At 70.4% G+C, this 21,680-nt stretch carries 18 protein-coding genes; 9 read left to right on the top strand and 9 right to left on the bottom strand.

Annotated features, from left to right (window positions below; genetic code table 11):
* Nucleotides 1-62: 62 nt before the first annotated feature.
* Nucleotides 63-1,703 (top strand): response regulator, encoded by a 1,641-nt coding sequence (locus tag AC07OY_RS18625; RefSeq protein WP_495044109.1) that lies wholly within the window; start codon nucleotides 63-65, stop codon nucleotides 1,701-1,703.
* 14 nt (nucleotides 1,704-1,717) lie between these two features.
* Here AC07OY_RS18625 and AC07OY_RS18620 read toward each other — a convergent pair whose 3' ends face one another.
* A complete protein-coding gene (locus AC07OY_RS18620) occupies nucleotides 1,718-2,548 on the bottom strand; it encodes a PEP-CTERM sorting domain-containing protein (RefSeq protein WP_495044108.1) in 831 nt (276 codons plus the stop codon).
* A 118-nt stretch (nucleotides 2,549-2,666) separates the two neighbouring features.
* Here AC07OY_RS18620 and AC07OY_RS18615 point away from each other — a divergent pair, with 118 nt between their 5' ends.
* Entirely contained in the window at nucleotides 2,667-5,291 is a 2,625-nt protein-coding gene (locus AC07OY_RS18615) for a winged helix-turn-helix domain-containing protein (RefSeq protein WP_495044107.1), read from the top strand.
* Here the strand turns inward: AC07OY_RS18615 and AC07OY_RS18610 are convergent.
* The gene (locus tag AC07OY_RS18610; RefSeq protein WP_495044106.1) at nucleotides 5,258-5,938 is read right to left on the bottom strand and encodes a hemerythrin domain-containing protein; all 681 of its coding nucleotides are present in this window, start codon (nucleotides 5,936-5,938) and stop codon (nucleotides 5,258-5,260) included. The two genes, AC07OY_RS18615 and AC07OY_RS18610, sit on opposite strands and share 34 nt — an antisense overlap.
* A 230-nt stretch (nucleotides 5,939-6,168) precedes the next feature.
* On the opposite strand from AC07OY_RS18610, the gene AC07OY_RS18605 reads away from it, so the two are divergent.
* The 3 genes from AC07OY_RS18605 (at nucleotide 6,169) to AC07OY_RS18595 (ending at nucleotide 9,295) form a co-directional block, all read left to right on the top strand.
* Nucleotides 6,169-7,881: a hypothetical protein gene (locus AC07OY_RS18605; protein WP_495044105.1), complete on the top strand. Its 1,713-nt coding sequence runs from the start codon at nucleotides 6,169-6,171 to the stop codon at nucleotides 7,879-7,881.
* A 47-nt stretch (nucleotides 7,882-7,928) separates the two neighbouring features.
* Nucleotides 7,929-8,717 carry a PEP-CTERM sorting domain-containing protein gene (locus AC07OY_RS18600; protein ID WP_495044104.1) on the top strand — a complete coding sequence of 263 codons (789 nt, stop codon included), beginning with the start codon at nucleotides 7,929-7,931 and terminating at the stop codon, nucleotides 8,715-8,717.
* Nucleotides 8,718-8,851: 134 nt separating this feature from the next.
* A complete protein-coding gene (locus AC07OY_RS18595; protein WP_495044103.1) occupies nucleotides 8,852-9,295 on the top strand; it encodes a hypothetical protein in 444 nt (147 codons plus the stop codon).
* Nucleotides 9,296-9,615: 320 nt separating this feature from the next.
* Here the strand turns inward: AC07OY_RS18595 and AC07OY_RS18590 are convergent, their stop codons facing one another.
* The 3 genes from AC07OY_RS18590 to AC07OY_RS18580 form a co-directional block, all read right to left on the bottom strand.
* A complete protein-coding gene (locus tag AC07OY_RS18590) occupies nucleotides 9,616-10,140 on the bottom strand; it encodes a YcnI family copper-binding membrane protein (RefSeq protein WP_495044102.1) in 525 nt (174 codons plus the stop codon).
* On the bottom strand, nucleotides 10,137-12,500 hold the full coding sequence (locus tag AC07OY_RS18585) for a TonB-dependent receptor (protein WP_495044101.1): 2,364 nt from the start codon (nucleotides 12,498-12,500) through the stop codon (nucleotides 10,137-10,139). Before AC07OY_RS18585 ends, AC07OY_RS18590 begins: the two co-directional genes overlap by 4 nt.
* Nucleotides 12,501-12,578: 78 nt before the next feature.
* Nucleotides 12,579-12,968 (bottom strand): DUF2946 family protein, encoded by a 390-nt coding sequence (locus tag AC07OY_RS18580; RefSeq protein WP_495044100.1) that lies wholly within the window; start codon nucleotides 12,966-12,968, stop codon nucleotides 12,579-12,581.
* A 167-nt stretch (nucleotides 12,969-13,135) separates the two neighbouring features.
* Between AC07OY_RS18580 and AC07OY_RS18575 the strand changes: the two genes are divergently transcribed.
* The 4 genes from AC07OY_RS18575 (at nucleotide 13,136) to AC07OY_RS18560 (ending at nucleotide 17,122) form a co-directional block, all read left to right on the top strand.
* A complete protein-coding gene (locus AC07OY_RS18575) occupies nucleotides 13,136-14,197 on the top strand; it encodes an NF038122 family metalloprotease (protein ID WP_495044099.1) in 1,062 nt (353 codons plus the stop codon).
* Between the two features lie 48 nt (nucleotides 14,198-14,245).
* Nucleotides 14,246-14,881, top strand: coding sequence for a hypothetical protein (locus AC07OY_RS18570; protein ID WP_495044098.1), 636 nt, complete (start codon nucleotides 14,246-14,248; stop codon nucleotides 14,879-14,881).
* A gap of 175 nt (nucleotides 14,882-15,056) precedes the next feature.
* Entirely contained in the window at nucleotides 15,057-15,848 is a 792-nt protein-coding gene (locus tag AC07OY_RS18565; protein ID WP_495044097.1) for a hypothetical protein, read from the top strand.
* Nucleotides 15,848-17,122, top strand: a complete 1,275-nt coding sequence (locus AC07OY_RS18560; protein WP_495044096.1) for a hypothetical protein — start codon at nucleotides 15,848-15,850, stop codon at nucleotides 17,120-17,122. Before AC07OY_RS18565 ends, AC07OY_RS18560 begins: the two co-directional genes overlap by 1 nt.
* On the opposite strand, the gene AC07OY_RS18555 is transcribed toward AC07OY_RS18560, so the two are convergent.
* The 4 genes from AC07OY_RS18555 to puuE are packed head-to-tail and all read right to left on the bottom strand — an operon-like array spanning nucleotide 17,111 to nucleotide 21,635.
* Nucleotides 17,111-18,331 (bottom strand): ArgE/DapE family deacylase, encoded by a 1,221-nt coding sequence (locus AC07OY_RS18555; protein WP_495044095.1) that lies wholly within the window; start codon nucleotides 18,329-18,331, stop codon nucleotides 17,111-17,113. The genes AC07OY_RS18560 and AC07OY_RS18555 overlap by 12 nt on opposite strands.
* A 30-nt stretch (nucleotides 18,332-18,361) precedes the next feature.
* A complete protein-coding gene (locus AC07OY_RS18550; RefSeq protein ID WP_495044094.1) occupies nucleotides 18,362-18,931 on the bottom strand; it encodes a hypothetical protein in 570 nt (189 codons plus the stop codon).
* Nucleotides 18,928-20,682 carry a 2-oxo-4-hydroxy-4-carboxy-5-ureidoimidazoline decarboxylase gene (gene uraD / locus AC07OY_RS18545; RefSeq protein ID WP_495044093.1) on the bottom strand — a complete coding sequence of 585 codons (1,755 nt, stop codon included), beginning with the start codon at nucleotides 20,680-20,682 and terminating at the stop codon, nucleotides 18,928-18,930. Before uraD ends, AC07OY_RS18550 begins: the two co-directional genes overlap by 4 nt.
* On the bottom strand, nucleotides 20,679-21,635 hold the full coding sequence (gene puuE, locus AC07OY_RS18540) for an allantoinase PuuE (protein WP_495044092.1): 957 nt from the start codon (nucleotides 21,633-21,635) through the stop codon (nucleotides 20,679-20,681). The genes uraD and puuE overlap by 4 nt, the downstream gene beginning before the upstream one ends.
* Nucleotides 21,636-21,680: the final 45 nt, after the last annotated feature.

Here is a 21,680-nt window from a genome sequence, read left to right as displayed (position 1 = left end):
CATGACTCTGGTGCGGCACGTGACTTGCCCCTCGTGACCGCCCCTGAGGCGATTTGAAAGCAATGTCTTTGGCCAACCAACCGAACTGGCTGTCTTCGGGCGGCGGGATACCGGTCGATCAGCTGCAGGTCCTGATCATTGACGAGGGCGAGCTGTCGCGTTCGGTGTTGAGCCGCATCCTGCGCGAGCTGGGGGTCCGGCATCTGCAGGCGGCGCGCCGCCCCGAGGAAGCGCGGCGGCTGATCAAGAACGCGCCCCAGCCCTATGACCTGATCGTCAGCGACATGAGCTTCCGCCAGCAGGGGCCGAACGACATGACGGGCCAGGACCTGCTGGACGAATTGCGCCAGTCCAAGGGCCTGCCCATGCAGACCGCCTTCATCATGGTGACCGGCGAGGCCCGCTACCAGCAGGTGGCCGATGCCGTGGAGGGCGCCCTCGACGACTATCTGCTCAAGCCGATCGCCGCCCGCCAGTTCGAAGAGAGGCTGCAGGTGGTGCTGGAGCGCAAGCAGGCCTTCAAGCCGGCATTCCAGGCCATCGAGGCCGGCGACTATGCGAAGGCGGCCGCGCTGTGCGAGGCGATGTTCCGCGACAGCCCCACCTACAAGGTCTATGCCGCGCGCATCGGCTCCGAGCTTTACCTGCGCCTGGGCCAGCTCGACGCGGCGCGTCGCATGCTTGAGGCCGTGCTGGCCTACAAGGCCGTGCCATGGGCCCGGCTGGGCCTGGCAAAGATCGATCTCGGCGGTGCCGATCCCGACAAGGCCTGTCGCGCCCTGGAGACCCTGCTCGCCGAGAACCCCGCCTATGCCGATGCCTACGACGTCTACGGCCACGCGCTGCTGGAGGAGATGAAGGTCGAGGCGGCCGTCGAGGTGTTCGCCAAGGCGGTGCAGATCACGCCCGGCAATGTCTCGCGCCTGCAGAAGCTGGGCTCCCTGCAGCTCTATCTCGGCTACAGCGGCGAGGCCGCCAAGCATCTCGGGGCGGCGCTGGCCATCGGTGCGCAGTCACGCACGCTGGACTACCAGGGCGTCGTCGCACTGGCCATCGCCAGCCTGGACCTGGCCCATGTCGAGGGCTGCGAGAAGGCCCACAAATGCCTGGAGGGGGCGCTGGCCCGGCATCCCGACAGCTACCGCGTGCGCATGCTCAAGCTGACCATCGACGTCGCGCTGCAGCTGGCGCTGCGGCGTGCGGCGCCGGCGCTGGCGGGCCTGCGCGAGCTGGCTGCGCAGATCGACAGCCCTGACTTCACTTTCGAGATGGCCAGCAACCTGATCCTGCTGCTGGTGCGCTGCGCCGGCCAGCAGCCGATTCCGGAAGCGACGGCCTGGGCGGGCCGGCTGGCGCGGCGCTATTGCGTATCGCGCCCGCGGACGCGCCTGCTGGAGCTGGCCGCCTCGGCCATGCCGGCCATCGAGAGCCTGGTGCGCGACACCGCCCAGGACATCAATGCGCAGGCCAACGAGGCGATGTCCCACCTGGTCGGCAAGCAGCATCAGCGCACGCTGGAGGCCTTGGCCGAGCTGGCGCGCAGCAGCCTCAATGCGCGCATCATCAACCTGGCCCGCGCCACGCTGAACCACCATGGCCAGCATCTGGCGCCGGATGCCCTGCTCAGGCTGCGCGAGGCGATCGAGCCCCTGCACGCCGCCTACACCGATGCTGGCCGCCGTCTGGTGGAGAGGAAGGACTGAGTTCGGGCCCGGACTCAGCGCGCGCGGCGGCGCTGCGCGATCAGGCCGAAGCAGGCCAGGCCGGCCAGGATCATGGCCCAGCTGCCCGGCTCGGGCACCGGCATCGCGGAGGTGATGAAGTGGGCGTCGTTGGCCAGGCCGTTGGCGCCCGTGAAGCCGTAGAAGACCGGCAGGCCGACGAGGCCGAGGTCGGCGAAGCTGACCTGGGCACTGACGCTGAAGCTGCCCAGGTTGAGATGGTCGATGGTGCCCGTCAGCAGGCCGGCGTTGTCGCCCAGGCCCGAGGGCGTGTACTGCAGCGAGGCATACCACTGGTAGTTGGGGTCGCGGATGGCGTCGCCCAGGCCGGTCTCGGTGACGGCCAGCGGCGTCACCGAGCCGCCGGACAGGATCTGCAGGCTGGGCGACACCGGCTCGCCGTCGAAATGGAAGGTGTCGATGGCGAAGGCCACGCTGGCCGAACTCAGGCCGTCATAGCCCAGGCCCGAGCCGGCGCCGCCGATGCCGGTCGCGTCGGTCAGCGTGAAGGTGAAGCCGTCGCCGCGCAGGCCCTGGCTGACCGGGATGAAGAAATGGAAGTCGAAGGCGAAGGCCTGGTTGAAATCCATTGTCAGCGCCGTCGGCGCAAAGCCGGCGCCGCCCTGGCCGCCTACGCCCGGCGCGGTCAGGATGAGGTTGCTGTAGGTGAAGCCGTTGCCCGGCGTGTCGTTCTGGGCAATGGCATTGCCGTGCAGCGACCAGGTCGTGAAGTCGGTGAAGCCCGTGGCCAGGCTCACGCCCTGCTGGGCTTGGGCGCCGAGGCTGGCGGCGAAGGTCAGGGCGGTCAACAGTCGGGCGAACGTCATGGCGGGGTCTCCGATCAAGGTTGGATGCCAGTGTTGGCAGCCACCGTTAGGCAATCGTTAGCCCAGGAGGCCGTGAGACCCCCTCAAGCCCGGGGTCCTTGAACTAGCATCCGCGCCCATGGCACTCGCCCACACCAAGACCCGTGCGCCGCGTCCGCGCGCCGGCCTGCTGCTGCCGCGCCCGGCCCTGCTCGCGCGCGTGCAGCGCGCCCTCGACGCCCAGCGCGTGCTGCTGATCTGCGCGCCCGCCGGCTATGGCAAGACGGCGCTGCTGACCCAGGCCCTGGCCGACGCCGGCGCCACCACCGCCGTCGCCTGGGTGGCCCTGGACGAGGGCGACGACCTCGGCCGCCTGCTGGACTGCCTGTTCGCCGCCTTCGAGCCCTATGACCCGCCCTGGCGCACGGCGCCCGAGGGCCTGCGCGATACCGCCCTGCGCGGCGGCCCCGAGATCGTCGCGGCGGCCGATGCCATGCTGAATGCGCTGGAGGCCTGCGAGGTCGAGCGCGGCCTCATCGTGCTGGACGACGCCCATCACCTCGTCGACCCGGCCTCGCTGCAGTTCCTGGACCGCTGGCTGGCCCGCATGGGCGAGCGCTGGCGCCTGGTGCTGTCGGCCCGCCACGAGCCGGCCCTGCGCCTGGCGCGGTTGCGCGCCGCCGGCGAGCTGGCCGACCTCGGCCCCGCCGAGCTGGCCCTCGCGCGTGGTGAGGTGGAGCAACTGGCCCAGGCCGCCGGCCTGGACGAGGCGGCCGCGGCGGGCCTGTACGAGCGCTGCCAGGGCTGGGCGGCCGGCCTGCGCCTGGCACTCAGCGGCGGCCAGCGCCTGCCCGCCGCCATCGACCGCGCCACCTTCGACTACCTCGCCGCCGAGGTGCTGGACCGCCTGGAGCCGGGCCTGCGCGGCTTCCTGCTGCGCACCAGCGTGCTGCACGAGCTGGACGCCGCCCGTTGCCAGGCCCTGGGCGAGGGCGCCCACGCCGCCGGCTGGCTGGCGGAGATGGAGCGCCTGGCCCTGTTCGTCACCGTCGTCGACCTGGCGCCGCACACGCTGAGGCTGCACCAGCTCTTTCGTGACATGCTGCAGCAGCGCCTGCGCCAGGAGCAGCCCGAGATCCATCGCCAGCAGCTCGAGCGCGCCGCCGTGCTGGAGACGGATGCCCTGCGCCGCCAGGGCCTGCTGCTGGCGGCCGGCCGCCCCGAGCGTGCAGCCGAGCTGCTGCTGGGCGATGGCGCGCTGTTGATGAACAACCTCGGTGCCCAGGGGCTGTTGGACCTGACCCGGCGTTTCGATGCCGCCTTCGCCGAGTCCAGCCCCGAACTGCACCGCGTCAAGGCCCTGGCCTTGTGGGTGCTGTGGGAGGCCCAGCAGGCCGAATGGCATCAGGGCCGCGCCGAGGCGCTGTACCAGGCGCGCGGCGACGAGACCGGGCTGCGCGAGTCGCGCGCCCACCGCAGCATCCTGCTGATTGCCCAGGGCCGCCTCAGCGAGGCCGAGGCCCTGCTGCGCGACATCGACCCCTTCGCGTTGAGCGGCGAACTGCGCCGCATGACGCTGCTGGGCCGCGCCTGGCATGCACTGGAGAGCTGTCACTTCGATGCGGTGGCGCCGCTGTTCGACGCCCTCGTCGCCGAGCTGGAGCAGAGCGCCTCGCTGGAGGCCTGGTACGCCGGCTCGCCGCCGCCGCGCCAGATCAGCTGCACCGGCATGGCGCCCGTCGTGGACCGCTGGTATCGCGGTGCCCTGCAGGTGCTGGGCGATCGGCCGCTGCCTTTTGGCGTGAACTCCCACATGGCCCAGGCCTGGAACATGTTCTGGCAGGGCCGGCTGGCCGAGTCCCAGCAGCTGCTGGCGCGCGCCGAGGCCGACGCGGCCTGGTTCGGCCGCCTCGTCATCGCGCGCAACCATGGCCAGGCCCTGCACGCCATGTTCGACCTGATCGCCGGCCGCCATGACGAGGCCCTGGCACTGATGAAGCTGCGCCTGGCCGAGCATGTGCCGGGCTATGGCGCCTGGGGCGGCTGGCATGCGAGCTTCTTCATGTCGCGCATGGCGGCGGCCACCGGCAACCGCGAGGCCCTGGAAGACGGCCTGGAGCGCCTGCTGCGCATCGGCGCCGACCTGCCCGACTTGGTCATGCCGCACCGACCGCGTCCGCTGCTTGGGCTGCAGGCCCAGCTGGCAGCGCTGCAGGGCCGGCGCGGCGAGGCCATCACGGCCTGGCGCAGCTTCCTGGCCGACGGCGAGAGCGGCGACCTGCTGGGCCAGTTGGCCGAGGCGCGCGCCCGTCTGGCCGCGGCCTTGCTGGAAGCGGGTGACCGCGCTGGCGCTGCCCAGGCCCTGGCGCCGGCACTGGCCAGGCGTGAGCCGGGGGGCCTGATGTGGGCCGTGCCCAGGCTGCTTCAACTGGCCGCCGAGGACTGGAGCGGCCTGCTGGATGCGGCCGACATCGCCCGCCTGCGCGGCTGGGCCGATGCGGTGCGGCCGGCCACGCTGGTCGTCGCCGAGGTGGCGGCGGCACCGCTGGACGAACGCCTGTCCCAGCGCGAGGCCGAGGTCATCGCCCAGATCGCCGCCGGCGCCAGCAACAAGCACATCGCCCGCGCGCTGGACTTGAGCCCCCACACCGTCAAGCGGCATGTGGCCAACATCCTCGACAAGCTGGGCCTGAACTCGCGCGGCGAGGCCGCGGCCTGGTGGCGTGACCGTCAGGCCTCGACGAGGCCCGGCACGCTGGGCTGACCGACGGCCTGGCACAGCTTGGCCCAGGCGGCGTCGTTCAGCAGAGCGCGCGCCGAGGCCAGCACGGGGGCCCGCACCTGGGGCGGCAGGCCGCCGATGACCAGGGCGCGCTCGGCCGGCGTCAGCGCCGGGATCATCCAGCGCAGCGTCTCGCTCATCTCGCGAGGGCCAATGCTGGCCAGGATGCGGCCGTGGATCTCGAACAGCTCGGCGTCCGAGTAGGCCGCCCACAGCGCCTGGTTGTGGCGGCTCTCCTCCACGCCCATGTGCTCGAAGTTGTGAGCCACGAAGGCCGCGAAGCGCCGGTACAGGCGCTGAGCCGCAGCCGCCGACGGCATGGCGCGCAGGGCGGCGGACTCGGCCCGCAGGCCGGTGATGGCGTCCAGATGCTCCTCGTGCTCGGCCTCGATGGCCGCGCTGGCGCCGGCGCGGCGCGCCTCGATGGCCGGGTGGACGAACTCGTTCTCCTTCTCCAGATGGTGCCGGGCGGCGTCCAGCAGCGCGTCCAGCTGGCCGAGGCTGGCGGCCAGGTCCAGGGGGTCGTCGATGTCCAGGCGGCTCAGCTGCTGCAGCGTGTCGCTCATGAAGAGGCGCAAGGCCTTGTGGATGTGGGCATAGAGGTCCAGGCGCGGGCTGGCGGGGGTCATGGGGGCTCCTTGAGGCCGGTGTGAAGGTGAACCGGATGGCCGGCAGTGTTCCGGCCGGCGGTGCGGCTGACATCGCTCCGATGGGCCATGGCACTGGCGGCGAGGCCATGGCCCGCCGCATGGCTCTTCAGGGCGATGTCCGGCGCGGGGGCGCTCGGCACAGTGCCGTCACCCCCTGAACGGCCCTGCCCGACCCAGGGCTTCCTCCACCGTCCACACCAGGAACCACCATGCCCGCTCTGTCCCCGACCCGTCCGTCCGCCCGCCACCTGCTGCTGAGCGCCACCCTGACCGCCGCCCTGACTGCCTGCGGCGGCGGTGGCAGCAGTACCACCACCGAGCCCGACCCGGCCCCGCTGCCGCAGCAGCCCCAGCCGGGCCCCGGTCCCGCCCCGGCCCCGGCTCCCGCCGCCGGCTTCAGCTTCACGCTGGACACCTCCAAGGCCATCGTCTGGCAGGGCCAGCAGGCCACGCTGGCCGTCAGCGTGCAGCGCGACGCCGGCTTCACCGACGCCATCCAGTTCAGCGCGGACAACCTGCCGGCCGGTGCCACCGCGGCCGCCCTCAACGTGGCCGCGGGCAGCACCACCGGCACGCTGACGCTGCAGGCCGCCGGCACCGCCCCGCATTCCCTGCCGACCGCCGTCACGGTCAAGGGTGTGGCGGGCACCGTCAACGCCAGCAAGCCGCTGACAGTGACCGTGCGCGGCGCCGCCGGCGACATTGACACCAGCTTCGGTGGCGGCACGCTGGTCACCCCCGGCGGCCTGACCGACGACTATGTGCGCGGCGTGGCCGTGCAGGCCGACGGCAAGGCCGTCGTCGCCGGCTTCGGCATCACCACGGTGGCCAGTGGTACCGACTTCCTGCTGGTGCGCCACCTGCGCGATGGCGGACTGGATGCCAGCTTCGGCAATGGCGGCAGGATCGCCACCGCCTTCAACAACGGCGGCCGCAGCGACGAGGCCCAGGCCGTGGCCGTGCAGCCCGACGGCAAGATCCTCGTTGCCGGCAGCAGCGACCAGGGCGCCAGCGGCTACGACTTCGCCGTGGCCCGCTACAACGCCGACGGCACGCTGGACGCCACGTTCGGCAACGGTGGTCGCGTCGTCACCACCTTCGGCAATGGCGCCGACAAGGCCTATGCCCTGCTGCTGCAGCCCGACGGCAAGATCGTGCTGGCCGGTGACAGCGACCAGGGCGCCAGCGGCAGTGACTTCGCACTGGCCCGCTACAACGCCGACGGCAGCCTGGACGCCGGCTTCGGCAACGGCGGCAAGGTGCTGACCACCATCGGCAGCGGCAGCGCCCGCGAGACCGTCTACGGCCTGGCCCTGCAGACCGTGGGCGGGGTCTCGCGCCTCGTCGCGGTGGGCGGCGAGGGCGACTTCATCGCCGCCGGCTACCGCGCCGACGGCACGCTGGACGCCAGCTTCGGCGCCGGGGGCATCGTGCGCAACCTGTTCGGCAGCGTCACCGGCGCGGCGCGCGGCGTCGTCGTCACGGCCGACAACCAGTTGGTGCTGGCCGGCCACCGCGATCACGACTTCGCCGCCGTGCGCCTGCTGCCCAGCGGCGGCCTGGATGCGAGCTTCGGCACCGGCGGCCGCGCGGTCGTCGCCGTCAGCGCCAGCAACTGGGATGAGGCCACGGCCCTCGTCCGCCAGGCCGACGGCCGGCTGTTGCTCGGCGGCTGGGTCTACACCGGCAACAGCTCCAGCGCCGACACGGTGCTGCTGCGCCTGAACGCCGACGGCAGCCCCGACACGGCCTTCGGCCCCGGCGGCATCCGCACGACAGCCGTGGCCGCCGGCACCAAGACCGACGCCGGACGCGCCCTCGCACTGCAGCCGGACGAGCGCGTGCCCACCGTGCGCGTGCTGCAGGCCGGCGAGGCCAACGGCAGCGACCTCGACATCGTGCTGATGCGCCATTGGCTGTGAAGTCGCCGTCACATCGTCGTCCCACCCATCCCTTTCAGGAGTTCCGCATGTCCTTCTCTCTTCGCCAGGCCCTCGCGGCCCTGTCTCTGTCCATGGCCGGCCTGCACGCCCACGCGGTGGTGGTGCAGGGCAGCAGCTTCGGCGCGACGGCCCAGGCCGCTAGCGTCAAGGCTGGCGGCTGGTACCAGTCCACCGCGTCCGCCTCGCACGGCAGTGCCAGCGGCAACACCGAAGCCCAGGCCTGGGGCAGCTCGGAGTCGTTCAGCGTCCATGCTCGGGCCTGGACGTCCGAGAACCCAACGCTGCCGATCTATTGCACCGTCTACACCTGCTCGTGGCAGACGAGCGCCTCGGTGTCGGTGTGGGACACCGTCACGATCGTCCCTTCGGCGAACAGCACCGAGACGCTGGACTACCGGTTCAGCATCGACGGCTTCAGGAAGCGCGGCCCGTGGGCCTTCGGCAGCGGCACCACGGCCACGAGCTCGTACTACATCGGCACCGCCGCCAACGGCTGGTATGCGCCGAACACGCGCACGCTGGGCAACGGCAACATGGAGGTGAGCGGCAGCGTGCAGGCACGCAACGGCCAGCCCATCACGCTGTACGTGTTTGGCGAGCTGTCGGTGTCGGCTCACAGTGGCGCCGTGGCCGACTACAGCCACACCATGTCCTTCCACTGGGATCTGCCGCAGGGCTGGACCTACACCTCCGCATCGGGGCACTTCTCGCCGGTGGCGGCGCCCGTGCCAGAACCGAGCAGCCTGGGCTTGATGGCGGGCGGACTGTTCGGCATCGCCGTGCTGCGCCGGCGACGTGGGAAGGACCGGCACTGACAGCCCTTGACGACCGGCCAGCGACACAGCCGGGTCGGTTTGACGACGCCCCGGCCCTCAACACCCAGGCCGGCTTTTTCAGCGCGAGTGGTCTTCAGCAACGCCGTCGCGCCCTCTCATACCAGGATATTTCCATGAAGCGCTTTTCCGATACTTCCGCCCCGTTGAGCCTGGGCTCGGCCCTGGTGCTCGCCCTTGGCCTGGTCGCCGCCAGCGCACTCACCCTGCCTCTGGAGGCCTATGCCGCCGCATCTTCTTGCGACGATGGCGCCGCGCTGCAACGCCGGCTCGACGACTTCGACGCGCGCTGGAATGCCAGCGACGCCTGGGGCCTGACATCACAGTTCACGCTGGACGGCAGCCTGGCGGCCGGCGATGCCGGCCGCCAGGCGGTCTACCGCGAATTGATCGACAGGCTGGGCCGCTCGCCCCAGCCGCGCAAAACGCGCCTGCTCCGTGTCACCCAGGTGGGCCAGGCCTGCCTGGTGGACGTGCAGGTGAAGAGCGGCGAGCGCAGCGAGGCCGGCCTCTTCCTGCTCGCGCCGGCGGCCGAGGGCGGCATCGTCGCCATGCGTTGACGAGGCGCAAAAAGGAAAGCCCCGGCTGGCCGCAGCCAGTCGGGGCGCAAGAGCGCTTCACGCCGCCCGGGACACATCCGCGAGGATGCGTAGGGCCGCGGCGTTCACACAGCGCAGGTGGCCGTCGACGAGCGACACCGGGGTGACGCGGGCGGGCCGGGAACTTGTGCTTTCATGGTCGCGGGCGGTTCGCGATGTTCCGCCTCGCCAGGGGCCGCAGCGTTGCCGGGGGCCGTGCACTGGTGACGGGCTGAATCATCGGCGCTGCCGGCCGCCCACGATGCCGCGATCAGCCGGGGTCGACCCGTCTTTTTTCCGCTTCAGTGGGCGTGGGCCGGGGCACGCGCCGGCACGACCTTGAGCCGCACCGCCGGCGCACGCGGCCTGGGGTTGGCGGCCGTCGGCAGCTCGGCCCAGTTCCACTCGCCCTGGGTGCAGACCTGGCGCACCGCAAAGGCCAGCTCGCCCGGCTCGGCCGGCAGTGCGGCGCGCAGCACGAACTCGTCATACCAGGCGTCGGGCAGGTGGTGGGCCTCGCCGTCCGCCGTCCAGCGCGCTTCGGCCAGTTCCTCGGTGACGGGCTTGCCATGGCTCTCGTAGGGCGTCTTCAAGGGACGGCGGCTGGTCGTCAGCGTCCAGCCCGGTTTGGGCATGGGCTTGGCACCGCGCAGCCCCTCGGGCAAGGTGACGACGATCTCCTTCGTCGCCGCGCCGTCGCAGCCATGGCCGACCTTGAGGACGGCGCGGTAGCTGCTGCCGGCCGGGGCCTCGGGCTGCTCCAGCGTGATGTGGGCCTGGACGGTGCCGGCCAGCGCCAGCAGGGAAGTGGTGAAGAGGGTTTTCATAGATCGAACTTCAGCTCGGCCGAATAGCTGCGCTGGGGGTAGTTGTGGAAATTCCAGTACTGGCAGTTGTTCAGGTTGTCGATGCCGAAGGCGGCGCTCCACTGCTTGTCGAGCTTCCACAGCAGGCGCAGGTCGGCCGTCGTGTACTTGCTGACGCCGAAATAGGCGAAGGGGTTCACGTCGCTGTTGTTCAGCGTGCGGTACTGACGGCCGCTGTGGCGCATGGCCAGGCTGGCGCTCCAGTGCTCGTCCAGGCGGTAGCCGGCCAACACGGTGGCGCGCCAGCGCGGGATGTTGGGCTGCCATTTGCCGATCGTGTCTCCAGGCGTGCCGACGAAGCCGGCGTTGGCCTTGATCCTGGAGTCGGTCCAGGTGAGGCTGGCGTTCAGGTCCAGCCCCTGCAGGCCCCAGTCGGCCGCGCCCAGCGTGGCTTCCACGCCCCGGGTGGCGATCCTGTCGACGTTCTGCACGCGGCTGATGTTGGTGTTGGCGGCCGGGTCGAACACCGTCTGGGAGTACAGCGAGTCCCGCGTCGTCTCCGCGAACAGCGTCAGCCGGCTCTGCAGCTGGCCCCAGGCCTGCTCAGCGCTCAGCTCGCCGGTCCAGGACTTCTCGGGCTTGAGATGGGGGTCGTTGATGAACCTGGAGTTGGCCGTGGACGTCGCGCCGTACAGCTCGGCCACGGTGGGCATGCGCACCGCGCGGCCGACCGAGGCCTTCAGCACCGTGTCAGGCGTGGCCTGCCAGGACAGCGCCGCCTTGGGCGACAGGGCCTGTTCGCGGCGCGCGGCATGGGTCTGGGACGACGTGGCCGAGAAGTCGGTGCGGCCGTCCAAGGCCTGCCAGCGTTCGGCGCGCAGGCCGAGCACGGCCTTCCAGTCGGGGGCGATCAGCCAGGCGTCCTGCACATGGCCGGCCTGCAGCCGCGTGCGGCCGCCCACACGGCTGGCCAGGGCACCGGGGCCGTCGGCGAGGTAGTTGCCAGTGATGCTGGACGTGACGTAGCCGAGCTTGTAGCCGTCCTGTTGCAGACCGAGGTCGACGACGTGAGCGGAGCCGGCGGGCCGCCAGATGCCCTTGACGGCCAGCGTGTGCCAGCCGGTGCCGCTGCCATCGGCCAGCGTGCCGGCGCCGCCCGTCAGCGCGCCCGGCTGCGAATTGGCAGTCGCGTTCTGGCGCCTGTGGTCACTGTCGTAGTCGTAGAGGCTGGCGGCGACCTCCCAGTCCCATTTGTCGCCGCTGCGGCTCTTGACCGACAGGCCGTGCATGAGGTGCTGCAGCTGCTCGCGCGTGACCGCGAAATCGCTGCCGCTGACGGCCGCGTACTGCTTGCCGTCGATGAGGACGGCGCCGGCGTAGACCGGCTGGCCGGCGGCATTGCGCAGCCAGCTCTCGGAGTTGCCCGCGCTCTCGTTGCGCCACAGGCCCAGGGTGTAGCTGGCGCGCAGCACCGGGCTGATGTCGTAGGCCAGCTTGAGCTTGGCGTGGTCCTGCACGGTGCGGTAGCGCGTGCCGGCGCCGATGAGATACCAGGGCGTGTTGGTGGTGTTGAGCTGGAGGACCGCGCCCGTCACCGGCTGGGCGTTGCTGCCGGCGGGCGGCGTGATGCCGCTGCTGGCGGTGCGCGTGGCGAAGGTCAGCGGCTGGCCCTGGCTGTCGGTGCGGTTGAGATTGATCCACCAACTCCAGTCCCCCGCGCGGTCGCCCACCGAGGCGCTGGCCTGCCAGCCATTGAAGCGATCCTTGCGACCGTAGAGCTCGGACGACTGCGACTGGACGCCCAGCTTGGCATGGGCCTCGAAGCGTGTCGGCATGCGGGTCTGGTAGTCCACCACCGCACCCACCGAGTTGCCCGGGTAGGCGGCCGAGAAGGGGCCGTAAATGACGTCGACCCGCTCGATCTCCTCGGGCGTGACCAGGCCCCAGCGCGGCGGGAAGGAGAGCCCACCGACGCCGTTGCCGAGGAAGTTGGACAGCAGGATGCCGTCGGCATACACGGCCGAGCGCGCGCTGTTGCCCGTGCCCGAGGCGCGGCTGGACAGGATGGCGTGGTTGTAGTCGCCGATATAGCGCTTGCGCACGTTCAGGCTGGGCAGGTATTTCAGCGCGTCTTCCGAATCGGTCGCGTTGATGCTGCGGGCGATGTCCTCGCGCGTGACGGTCTCGCGGGTGGTCGGGATGTTGGTGGGCAGGGTGGAGGGCGCGGCGGATTGCACCCGCACCAGGGCGAGCTTGCTGCGCGGCGGCTCGGGAGGTGTGGGTGCGTCGTGACAGTCGCATTCATCGCAGGCCTGGGCGGCGAACGAGAGCAGGGCGGCGCAGACGGCAGCGGCCGCGCGCGTGAGGGCAGGAGTGTTCATCGAGGACGTGATCGGAGTCGCGCCGACGCGGGCGTCGGCAATCGCCGGGGCCAGGACGGCCGCGGCAGGGCGTGGGACTCAGATCAGCCCGGGTGGGGCGCGGGCGCTGGCGGGCCGCCAGGCGTGGGCGGTGACCGGTGCGGTCCAGAAACGCTCCGGCGCCTCCAGCACGAGGTCATCGCGCAGCAGCGGCGCGGGCGCCATGGGTGGCTCGATGAGGTCGGCGGCGCCCAGATGGCAGGCCGGGCAGTGGCCCTTGGCCAGCAGGTCCAGCGCGGCCTCGATGGGCTGGGGCTTGGCGGCCGTGGCGGAAGACGACGGCGAGCGGCAGATGTCCTGCCAGGCCGAGAAGTCGCCCCGCGCATGGGCCAGGGCCGCGCTGATGCCCGGCGCCAGCACACCCAGCAAGAACACGGCCGTCAGCCACCAGAGATGGCGGCGTGCGCGGGCGCGAAGCTGGGCGTTCATGGGGCGCGCATTCTAGGGTTGCCGCGGCGACGCGCTGTCGCGTGGTCTTGGTACTGGCTGTGGATTGCGGTCCACGGACCGCAGACCTAGCATCCGCCCGCATGTCGTAACCGGCATCACCGCCATGTCAGTTTGGGTAACTGACGCCCCCTTCCACAAGGATTCCGATGAAGCTGCGCCCGTTCCTCGCCTGCGTGTCCACCACGGCCCTGCTGGCCGTGCCCAGCGCCCAGGCGCTGACCATCCACCTCATCAACACCGGCGGTGTCGAGCAGGGCACCCAGGCCCATGCCGGCTTTGCCGCCGCGGCGGCCTACTGGGAGTCGGTGCTGACCGACAACGTGACGCTGAACATCCAAGTGGGCTTCACGACGGTGGGCTTTTCCTCGCCCACGGTGCTGGGCCAGGCCTCGAGCGCTTCCAGCTCCAAGAGCCAATCCGCCTGGCGCTCGGCGCTGATCGCCGATGCCAGCACGCCGCTGGACGCGATCGCGACCACGCATCTGGCGACCTTCTCCAACGCCAACGTCAACCTGAACACGGCCCTGCAGAAGGCCCTGGGCCTGTATACCGGCAGCGCGTCGTCCATCGACGCCACCATCACCTTCAACAGCGCCCGGCCTTTTGACTTCGACACGCGCAACGGCTTCACCGGCGTGTCGTCCGACTTCGTCAGCGTGGCCGTGCACGAGATCGGCCATGCCCTGGGCTTCACCAGCGCGGTCGGCCAGAACTCGACCAACAACTCGCGCCCCTCCAACACCGACATGTTCCGCTACCAGAACGGCAGCTTCAGCATGCTGTGGGGCGGCGATCCCTATTTCTCCATCGACGGCGGCGCCACCGAGATGTTCGGCCGCTCCGATTTCTCGCCCGGCAGCGATGGCTTCCAGACCTCGCACTGGGAAGAGGCGCCGCGCGTGCACGACGGCGTCAGCTGCACCGTGTCGACGCTGCAGATCGGCATCATGGACCCGACTGGCGGACTGTGCCAGGAAGGCATCGTGACGGCCCAGGACCTGGCCCTGTTCGATGCCATCGGCTGGAACGTCAACCTCAACATCCTGAACCAGCCCGGCTACCAGAAGCTGACGTCGCAGATCATGCAGGACTACATCGGCGCGCCGGTGCCGGAGCCGTCGACCTGGGCCATGTGGCTGGCCGCCCTGGGCGTGACCGGCGCGGTCGTGCGCCGCCGCCGTGAAGGCGGTACACCAGGAAAGCGATAGCTGAATTGAGGTTGTGCGCGGCCCGCATGGCGGCACACACTGCACGCCATGGATGCCGCCGCCCCTTCTCCGCCCAAGCCCTGGCCCGCCCGCCTGCTGGGCTGGATGGGGGCCGAGGCGCCCAAGCTGCTGGCCAGCGTCGTGCTGCTGGTGCTGGGCTTCTGGATCAAGGACTCGGTCGACCTGGCCATCAAGCAGCGCCAGCTCGACCTCTCCTACACCAAGGAGATGCTGGGCCTGCTGCAGAAGCTCACCGAGGAGGAAGACCTCGGCAAGCTGACCAACGGCGCCGTCGTGCTGGCCTCCTTCGGTGAGCCGGCACTGCCGGCGCTGCTGATGGAGCTGCGCCGGCCCGACCTGCATGCGGTGGCGGCCACGCGCGGCCTGGAGGCCATGGCCGTGCGCGAGCCCGAGACGCTGTGCCGGGTGCTGCCGCCGCTGCTGCTCAAGCGCAACCAGCATTACGACATCGGCGCGCACCGCACGCTGCTCAGCCTCATCGGCGACAACGGCTGCCGCAAGGCCCTGCCGCAGCTGCGCCGCTACCGCGACCTCGTCGATGCCGCCGTGGCCGGCAGGCCCGATGAACTTCGCCAGCGCATCGGCGGCGAGATCGCCGCGCCGGCCGAGGCCTATCCGCGGCTCAAGCAGGCGGTGGACGAAGCCATCGCCAACCTGGAGTGACGTGAATGGTGAGCCCCTCGTCCGCCCTTGCCCTGCTGGACGCCGGCAAGGCCAGCCGGTCCCCCGAGGGGACGGCGATGCTTGCTGGATCGACCGGCAAGCACATCGCCAGACGGGCCGGCTTGGGGCGGCCCGGCGCTCGGCCCGCGCAGCGGTTGGAAAACTGGAGTGGATCATGCGGCGAACCCTCTTGCTGATGTTGTGCCTTGCCTCCGGCGCGCAAGCGGCGGTCGTCAACTGCGCGCCGGCGCCGGGACGCTTCACCGTGCTGCTCAGCGAACCCAGCGGCGCGGCCATGCCGGACCGCGCGGCCATCGACCGCTTCCTGAACAAGCTGCAGTTCGAGCTCGACCAGGAACGCGACGAACGCTGGATCAATCCCGGCGCGACGCCGGTGGCCTTCCGGGCCTGCCCCAAGCGGACGCCGGCGCTGGACGGCAGCGAATTCAGCGCCGAGGTGGTCGAGCAGCTCAATGACCAGCGCGTGCTGTTGGAGGTCTGGGGCGTGGTCGACCGCGACGGCACGCCGCCGGTGCTGAGCGCGCAGATCAACTACCTGCTGGTGCCGCTGCGCTTCGCCGCCGACCAGCGCGAGACGGTGCCGGCGGCCCTTCAGCGCCTGCGCTATCCAGAGGCTGGCGCCGCGCCGACGGCCGACGCCGTGCAGCTCATCTCCAGGCCGCTGGATCTGGACGCCTTCATCGCCAGCGCCCTGGGCCTGAAGCTGCTGCGCGAGCGCGCCTACGAGCCGGCCCATGCCAACCTGTGCCGCGCCGCCAGCCTGCTCGGCGCCATGCTGAAGCGGCCCATCACCGGCCGCAGCAAGACCGAGCTGACGGCGCTGCACGGCTTCGTGCAGGACAGCGCCGCCCGCACGCTGCGCGAGGCGCTGGCCGATGCGGCCTATCCCAAGACCGGGCTGCTGCGGCTGCAGAACGCGGCCCAACCCTGCGCGGGAGGCCAGTGATGAAGCGCCTTCTCACTGTCTTGCTGTTGGCCGCACTGACGTTGCCGGCCCGCGCCATGGACATCCGCGCCTGTTCCGACCCCGTCGTCTTCCGCGGCGCCGCGGTCAATGCCCTCGTGCTGCCCTGGCGCGCCGACGACGCCCGCAGCGCCAGCGTCACGGCGGCCAGCCGGCAGATCTCCTCGCTGGCGCATCTGCAACTGCTGATGGCGATGCTGAAGTACAGCTCGGTCGGCGCCGTGGACCTGGTGGCCGATGGCGGCCGGCGCTGCGATGTCGACCGCGTGCTCGCCACCGTCAGCCAGATGGGGACCGCCACCGGCAAGCTGGAGCGCGGCAAGGCGGTGCTGGCCATCTGGGGGCGGCTGTTCGAGCAGGACGGCGAGCTCTTCCTGCAAACCTATCTGCGCTTCGCGCGCCAGGGCACCCAGGGCCTCACGCCCGAGACCATCACGCTCGACTGGGGTGGCGCCCGCTTCACGGCCACGCTGCCGGCGCAGGCGCTGTCCTTCGCGCCGCGGCGCATCCGCCTGGACGAGCTGGCCGCCATCGACACGGCCTCGCGGGCCGCGCTGCAGGTGCGCCAGCAACCCAGCGAGACCTCGCCCGGCGTGGAGATCGGGCGCTCGGTCTACCAGAGCTTCCCTTATGCCATCGTCGAAGCGCGTGGCGACTGGATGCGTGTCGCCCCCATGCGCCAGGGCCTGCCGGCCGGATGGATGCGCGCCCGACCGGCCGGCGACGTGGCCGAGTGGCAGCTGGCGCGCTGGCTGCCCGAACTGGACTTTGCCGATGCGATTGCCGGCTGGCTGCGCCTGCAGGTGGGCGGGCTGCAGCCGGCCGAGCGCGAGCGGGTGGCCCGCGCCGTCGACGCCGGCCTGGCGCGTTATGAAAAGGCCGTGCCGGCCGACCTGGCGCCCAGCGCCTGGGGCATTGGCGCCGCGTTGCGCGGCCAGGTCGCCTGGAGCCAGGGGCGCCACGCCGAAGCCGCCGAGTTTTTCGGGTCTGCCTTGCAACGCCTGCCGGCCAGTGCGGCGGGCACCAACCTCGCGGCCGTGACGGCGATGGCCGGCGCTGCGCCCAGCGCCGCGGCGGCCGAGCAGCTGTCGCAACGCCTGCTGGCCGCGCTGGCCCTGTCGCCGCGCGACCCGCAGGTGCTGGCCAATCTGCAGGCCTTGTACGGGGTCTATGCCCAGCGACCTGACTGGAGCCCCTGGCCGCCCACCGAGTTGGCCGAGCGGCGCGAGATGGTGAAGCTGGCCTTAGGCCAGTAGCTCGGCGAGAGCCCGCGCGACGACCTGGGTCGCGCGCCTGAGGTCGTCCAGCACCAGGTGCTCGTCGGCCCGTTTGGCATTGCTCTCCAGGACCGTGCGCGGCCCGGCGCCGTAGATGGCGGCCGGGATGCCATGGGCCGTGTAGAGGCGCACATCGGTGTAGAGCGGCGTGCCCGAGGTCGGGATGGCCTCGCCAAACACGGCCTCGCCGTGCTTTTGCAGTGCTGCGACCAGCGGCGCCGCGCCGGGCAGGGGCTTCATGGAGTTGGCGAGCAGCAGGCGCTTGATGTCGAGCTTGACGCCGGGGCTTTGGGCGACGCTGTTCTCGATCAGCGCCCGCACCTCGGCTTCCACCGCGGCCGGGTCTTCCTCGGGAATCATGCGGCGGTCCAGCTTGATGACGACCTTGCCGGGCACGACATTGGTGTTGCTGCCGCCTTCGATGCGGCCGACGTTCAGATAGGGATGGGTGATGCCGGCAACCTCGGAGCGGCGCATCTTCAGCACGTCGTTGTGGGCGTAGAGCGCCGTCAGCAGCTTGTTGGCGGCCTGCAGCGCGTCGATGCCGGTGCTCGGGTAGGCCGCATGCGAAGCCAGGCCGTGCAGGGCGACTTCCATCTGCAGGCAGCCGTTGTGGGCCGTGACGACCTGGTAGCTGAAGCCGGCGGCGATCAGGTAGTCGGGTTTCGTCAGACCTTGCTTCAGCAGCCAGCCCGGGCCGAGCTCGCCGCCGAACTCCTCGTCGTAGGTGAAGTGCAGCTCGACGGCGCCTTTCAGCGGCAGTCCCGAGTTCTTCAGGGCCAGCAGCGCAAAGGTGTAGGTGGCGAAGTCGCTCTTGCTGACGGCCGCTGCCCGGCCATAGAGCTTGCCGTCGACGATCTCGGCGCCATAGGGCTCATGCGCCCAGCCTTCGCCCGGTGGCACCACGTCGCCATGCGCATTCAGCGCAATCGTCGGGCCGTCTGCGGAGAAGCGATGGCGCACGATGAGGTTGGTGATGGACTGCATGCCGGCGGCCTGCACGTCGGCGGCTGGGACAGCATGCTTCTCGACTTCGAAGCCCAGCCCGGCCAGCAACTCGGCCGTGCGCTCCGCATGCGGCGCGTTGTTGCCGGGCGGGGTGTCAGTGGGGATGCGGACGAGGGCTTGGAGGAAGCGGACTTCGTCGTCGAAGTGATTCGCAACCCAGTGTTGCAAGGAGTCAGACATCAGAATGCTCAATAGGTTGAAGCCGATGGATCAGGGATACCAGGCTCGCTTGATAAATCGGATCGTCTCGAGGCGATCATGCCGCCAGCGCAAGAAGTAGATGCCGCGATCCTGGGTTCGCTCTTCCGGGCTGCCGATCAGCACGAGCAGTGTGCTGTCCTGGCGGAACTTCAGTGCGCCGTCGCGTGGCCAATTGGAGGACGCGTCGATCAATGCAGGATGCACGTTCGTGGCATCCGTGGAGGTGAATCCGGTGGGATGGAAGACCTTGCCGGTCTTGGCGTCGATGATCGCCAGTGTCGAGCAACTGGTGCCGCAGCCCCAGCTTGCCACCACGAAGTGCCCGGCGAAATTGACGGGTTGCTTGGCGGCCTCGGCCAGTCTCGTTCGGTACAGGCGTGACAGGTGATGGCTTTTCAGGTCGGGCGGCGCGCTGGGACCGGTGAACACCTCAACGCCATAGGCGTCGAACCGGGGTGGGTTGGCCGGCATGTCGGAGATCCGGATCGTGACCTCGTTGTAGCCGTCATCGTCGGCCATGGCCGAGCCAGTCAACGCCGCCGCTGCAAGCAGGCACGCCATGCCGTGACCGAGGGTCATGCCACTACAAGGGCTTGCGCCAGGCATTGGAAAGCCCGCACCGCCAGTTCCGCGTCATCCGCCGTCACCGATTCCAACGGGTTGTGGCTGATGCCGCCATTGCCACCGCGCACGAAGAGCATGGCCTGGGGCAGCAGTTCGTGCAGCTTCATCGCGTCATGGCCGGCGCCCGATGGCAGGCGGTGGATGGGCAGGGCCAGCTCGGTAACCGCAGCCTCCCAGCGCGACTGCCAGGTCGCGTCGCTGGGCGCGGCGTTGGCGGCCAGCGTCGGCTGCAGCGTGAAGCTGAGGCCGCGGCGCTGGCAGATCTCGTCGAGCTTGGCGCGCACATCGGCGTCCAGCGCGTCGCGGGCTTCGTCGGTCGTCGCGCGCAGGTCCAGGCTGAAGCGGCAGCGGCCGGGGATGACGTTGATGGAGCCGGAGGGCACCTCCAGCATGCCGATCGTGCCGACAACGTCGGGCACCGCAGCGGCGCGTTGCTCGGTGAACAGGATGAGCTCTGCCACGCCGGCCGCTGCGTCGCGGCGCTGGCCCATGGGTGTGGTGCCGGCATGGCTGGCCAGGCCGATGATCTCGCCGGTATAGCGGCGGCTGCCGTTGATGCTGGTGACGATGCCCAGCGGCAGGTCCAGGCTGTCCAGCACCGGGCCTTGTTCGATATGCACCTCGACAAAGCCGAGGTAGCGCGAGGCATCGCGCGTCGCGGTCTGGATGCTCTCCATGGTGCCGGCAAGGCCGGCGGCCCGCATGGCATCGCGCAGCGTGATTCCGGCAGCATCGGTCTGATCCAGCCAAGTGGGTTGGAAGGCGCCGATCAGCGCGCTGGAGCCGAGGAAGTCCGCCGGGAAGCGCTGGCCTTCCTCCTCGGAGAAGCCGACGACCTCGAGCGCAAAGGGCAGGCGCTTGCCCTGGGCGTGCAGCTCGCGCACCACCAGCATGGGCACGAAGATGCCGAGCCGCCCGTCGAAGCGGCCGGCGCGGCGCACGGTGTCGTAATGGCTGCCGGTCAGCAGCGTCTTGTCGCCCGTTCCCTTGTAGACGCCGACGATATTGCCCACGGCATCGCGGCTGACCTCGTCGAAGCCGCAATCGCGCATCCAGGCCATCAGCTGCCCGGCAACCGCGGTGTGGGCGGGCGTGGCATAGATGCAGGTCAGGAAGTCCTCGGTGTCGCTGTGCGCGGCCAGCGTCGCGGCCCAGTCCCAGAGCTGCTCGCCGAGTTCGGGCTTCACACCGAACTTGTCATTGAGCCGGATCTCGGCGATGCGGTGAATCTGGCGCAGGCATTCGGCGCGCTCCAGATCGGGGTGTGCACGCAGGCGGCGCTCGAAGGTCGCAATGATTTCCTGGCGCGTGAAGCCGGTGCCGCGAGGGCCGCGCACAGCCAGGATGAAGGGAAAGCCGAAGCGCGCGTTGTAGTCGGCGTTGAGCTTCTGCAGCCTGGCGAACTCTTCCGGCGTGCAGGCCGTCAGCCCGGCCTTCTGCTGCTCGTTGGTCGATTCGGCCGTCAGCTCGCCGGCGACGGCGGCCTTGCCGGCCAGCTCAGGGTGGGCGCGGATCAGGCCGAGCTGTTCATCGACCGCGGCCTCGCGCACCACGCGGGCCAGGGCCACCTTGAGTGCGGCCAGCGTCTTGAAGGGGCGAGCCGCTGCAGCGCGCTCGGCGATCCAGGGCGAGTGTTCGTAGGTGCCGTCCAGCAGCGCGACGAAGTCAACGGCGCTGGCGTTGTTGAGTTGATCGAGTGTCATCATTCCCAGACGAAGGCCGTCTTGGCATCAAAGGGGTGAACGGTCTTCCAGTGCCGCGCGATGTCCAGGCGCCGGCAGACCCAGACGCGGTCATGCGCCTCGATATGGTCCAGGAACTTCTGCAGTGCGCGCATCCGCCCCGGGCGGCCGAGCAGGCGGCAATGCATGCCGATGCTCATCATCTTCGGGCTGTCGGCGCCCTCGGCATAGAGCACGTCGAAGCTGTCCTTGAGGTATTCGAAGAAGGGCTCGCTGTGGCTGAAGCCCTGGGGCAGGGCGAAGCGCATGTCGTTGCAGTCCAGCGTGTAGGGCACGACCAGATGCGGGGCCAGTTCGCCATTGGTCTTGCGCACCTGCAGCCAGAAGGGCAGGTCGTCGCCGTAGTAGTCGCTGTCGTACTCGAAGCCGCCGAAGTCGGCCACCAGGCGGCGCGTGTTGGGGCTGTCGCGGCCGGTGTACCAGCCCAGGCCGTGCGGGTCGCGGCCCAGGGTCAGGCGCTTCAGGCTGGCCATGGCCTGGGCCATGTGGGCGCGCTCGGTGTCCTCTTCCATCGACTGGTAGTGGATCCAGCGCCAGCCGTGCGAGGCGATCTCGTGGTCGAGCTCGACAAAGGCCTGGGTCACGTCCGGGTGGCGCTCCAGGGCCATGCCCACGCCGAAGACGGTCAGCGGCAGGGCGCGCTGCTCGAACTCCTTCAGCAGCCGCCAGACGCCGACGCGTGAGCCGTATTCGTAGATGCCCTCCATGCTCAGGTGCCGGGCCGGGTAGCTGGCCGGGTTGAACATCTCGGACAGGAACTGCTCGCTGCCGGCATCGCCATGCAGCACCGAGTTTTCGCCGCCTTCCTCGTAGTTCAGCACGAACTGCACCGCCACGCGGGCGCCCCCCGGCCACTGCGCGTGGGGCGGGTTCTCGCCATGGCCGATCAGGTCGCGGGGGTAGCGGGGCGTACTCATCCCTACACTTTGCCTCAAGCCAACCTTGAATCCGCCTCGGAGTTC

Source organism: Roseateles sp. GW821-FHT09H10 (assembly GCF_059415865.1).
Note: the sequence above shows the minus strand (reverse complement) of the source record. Positions and strands in the feature narration are given on the sequence as shown.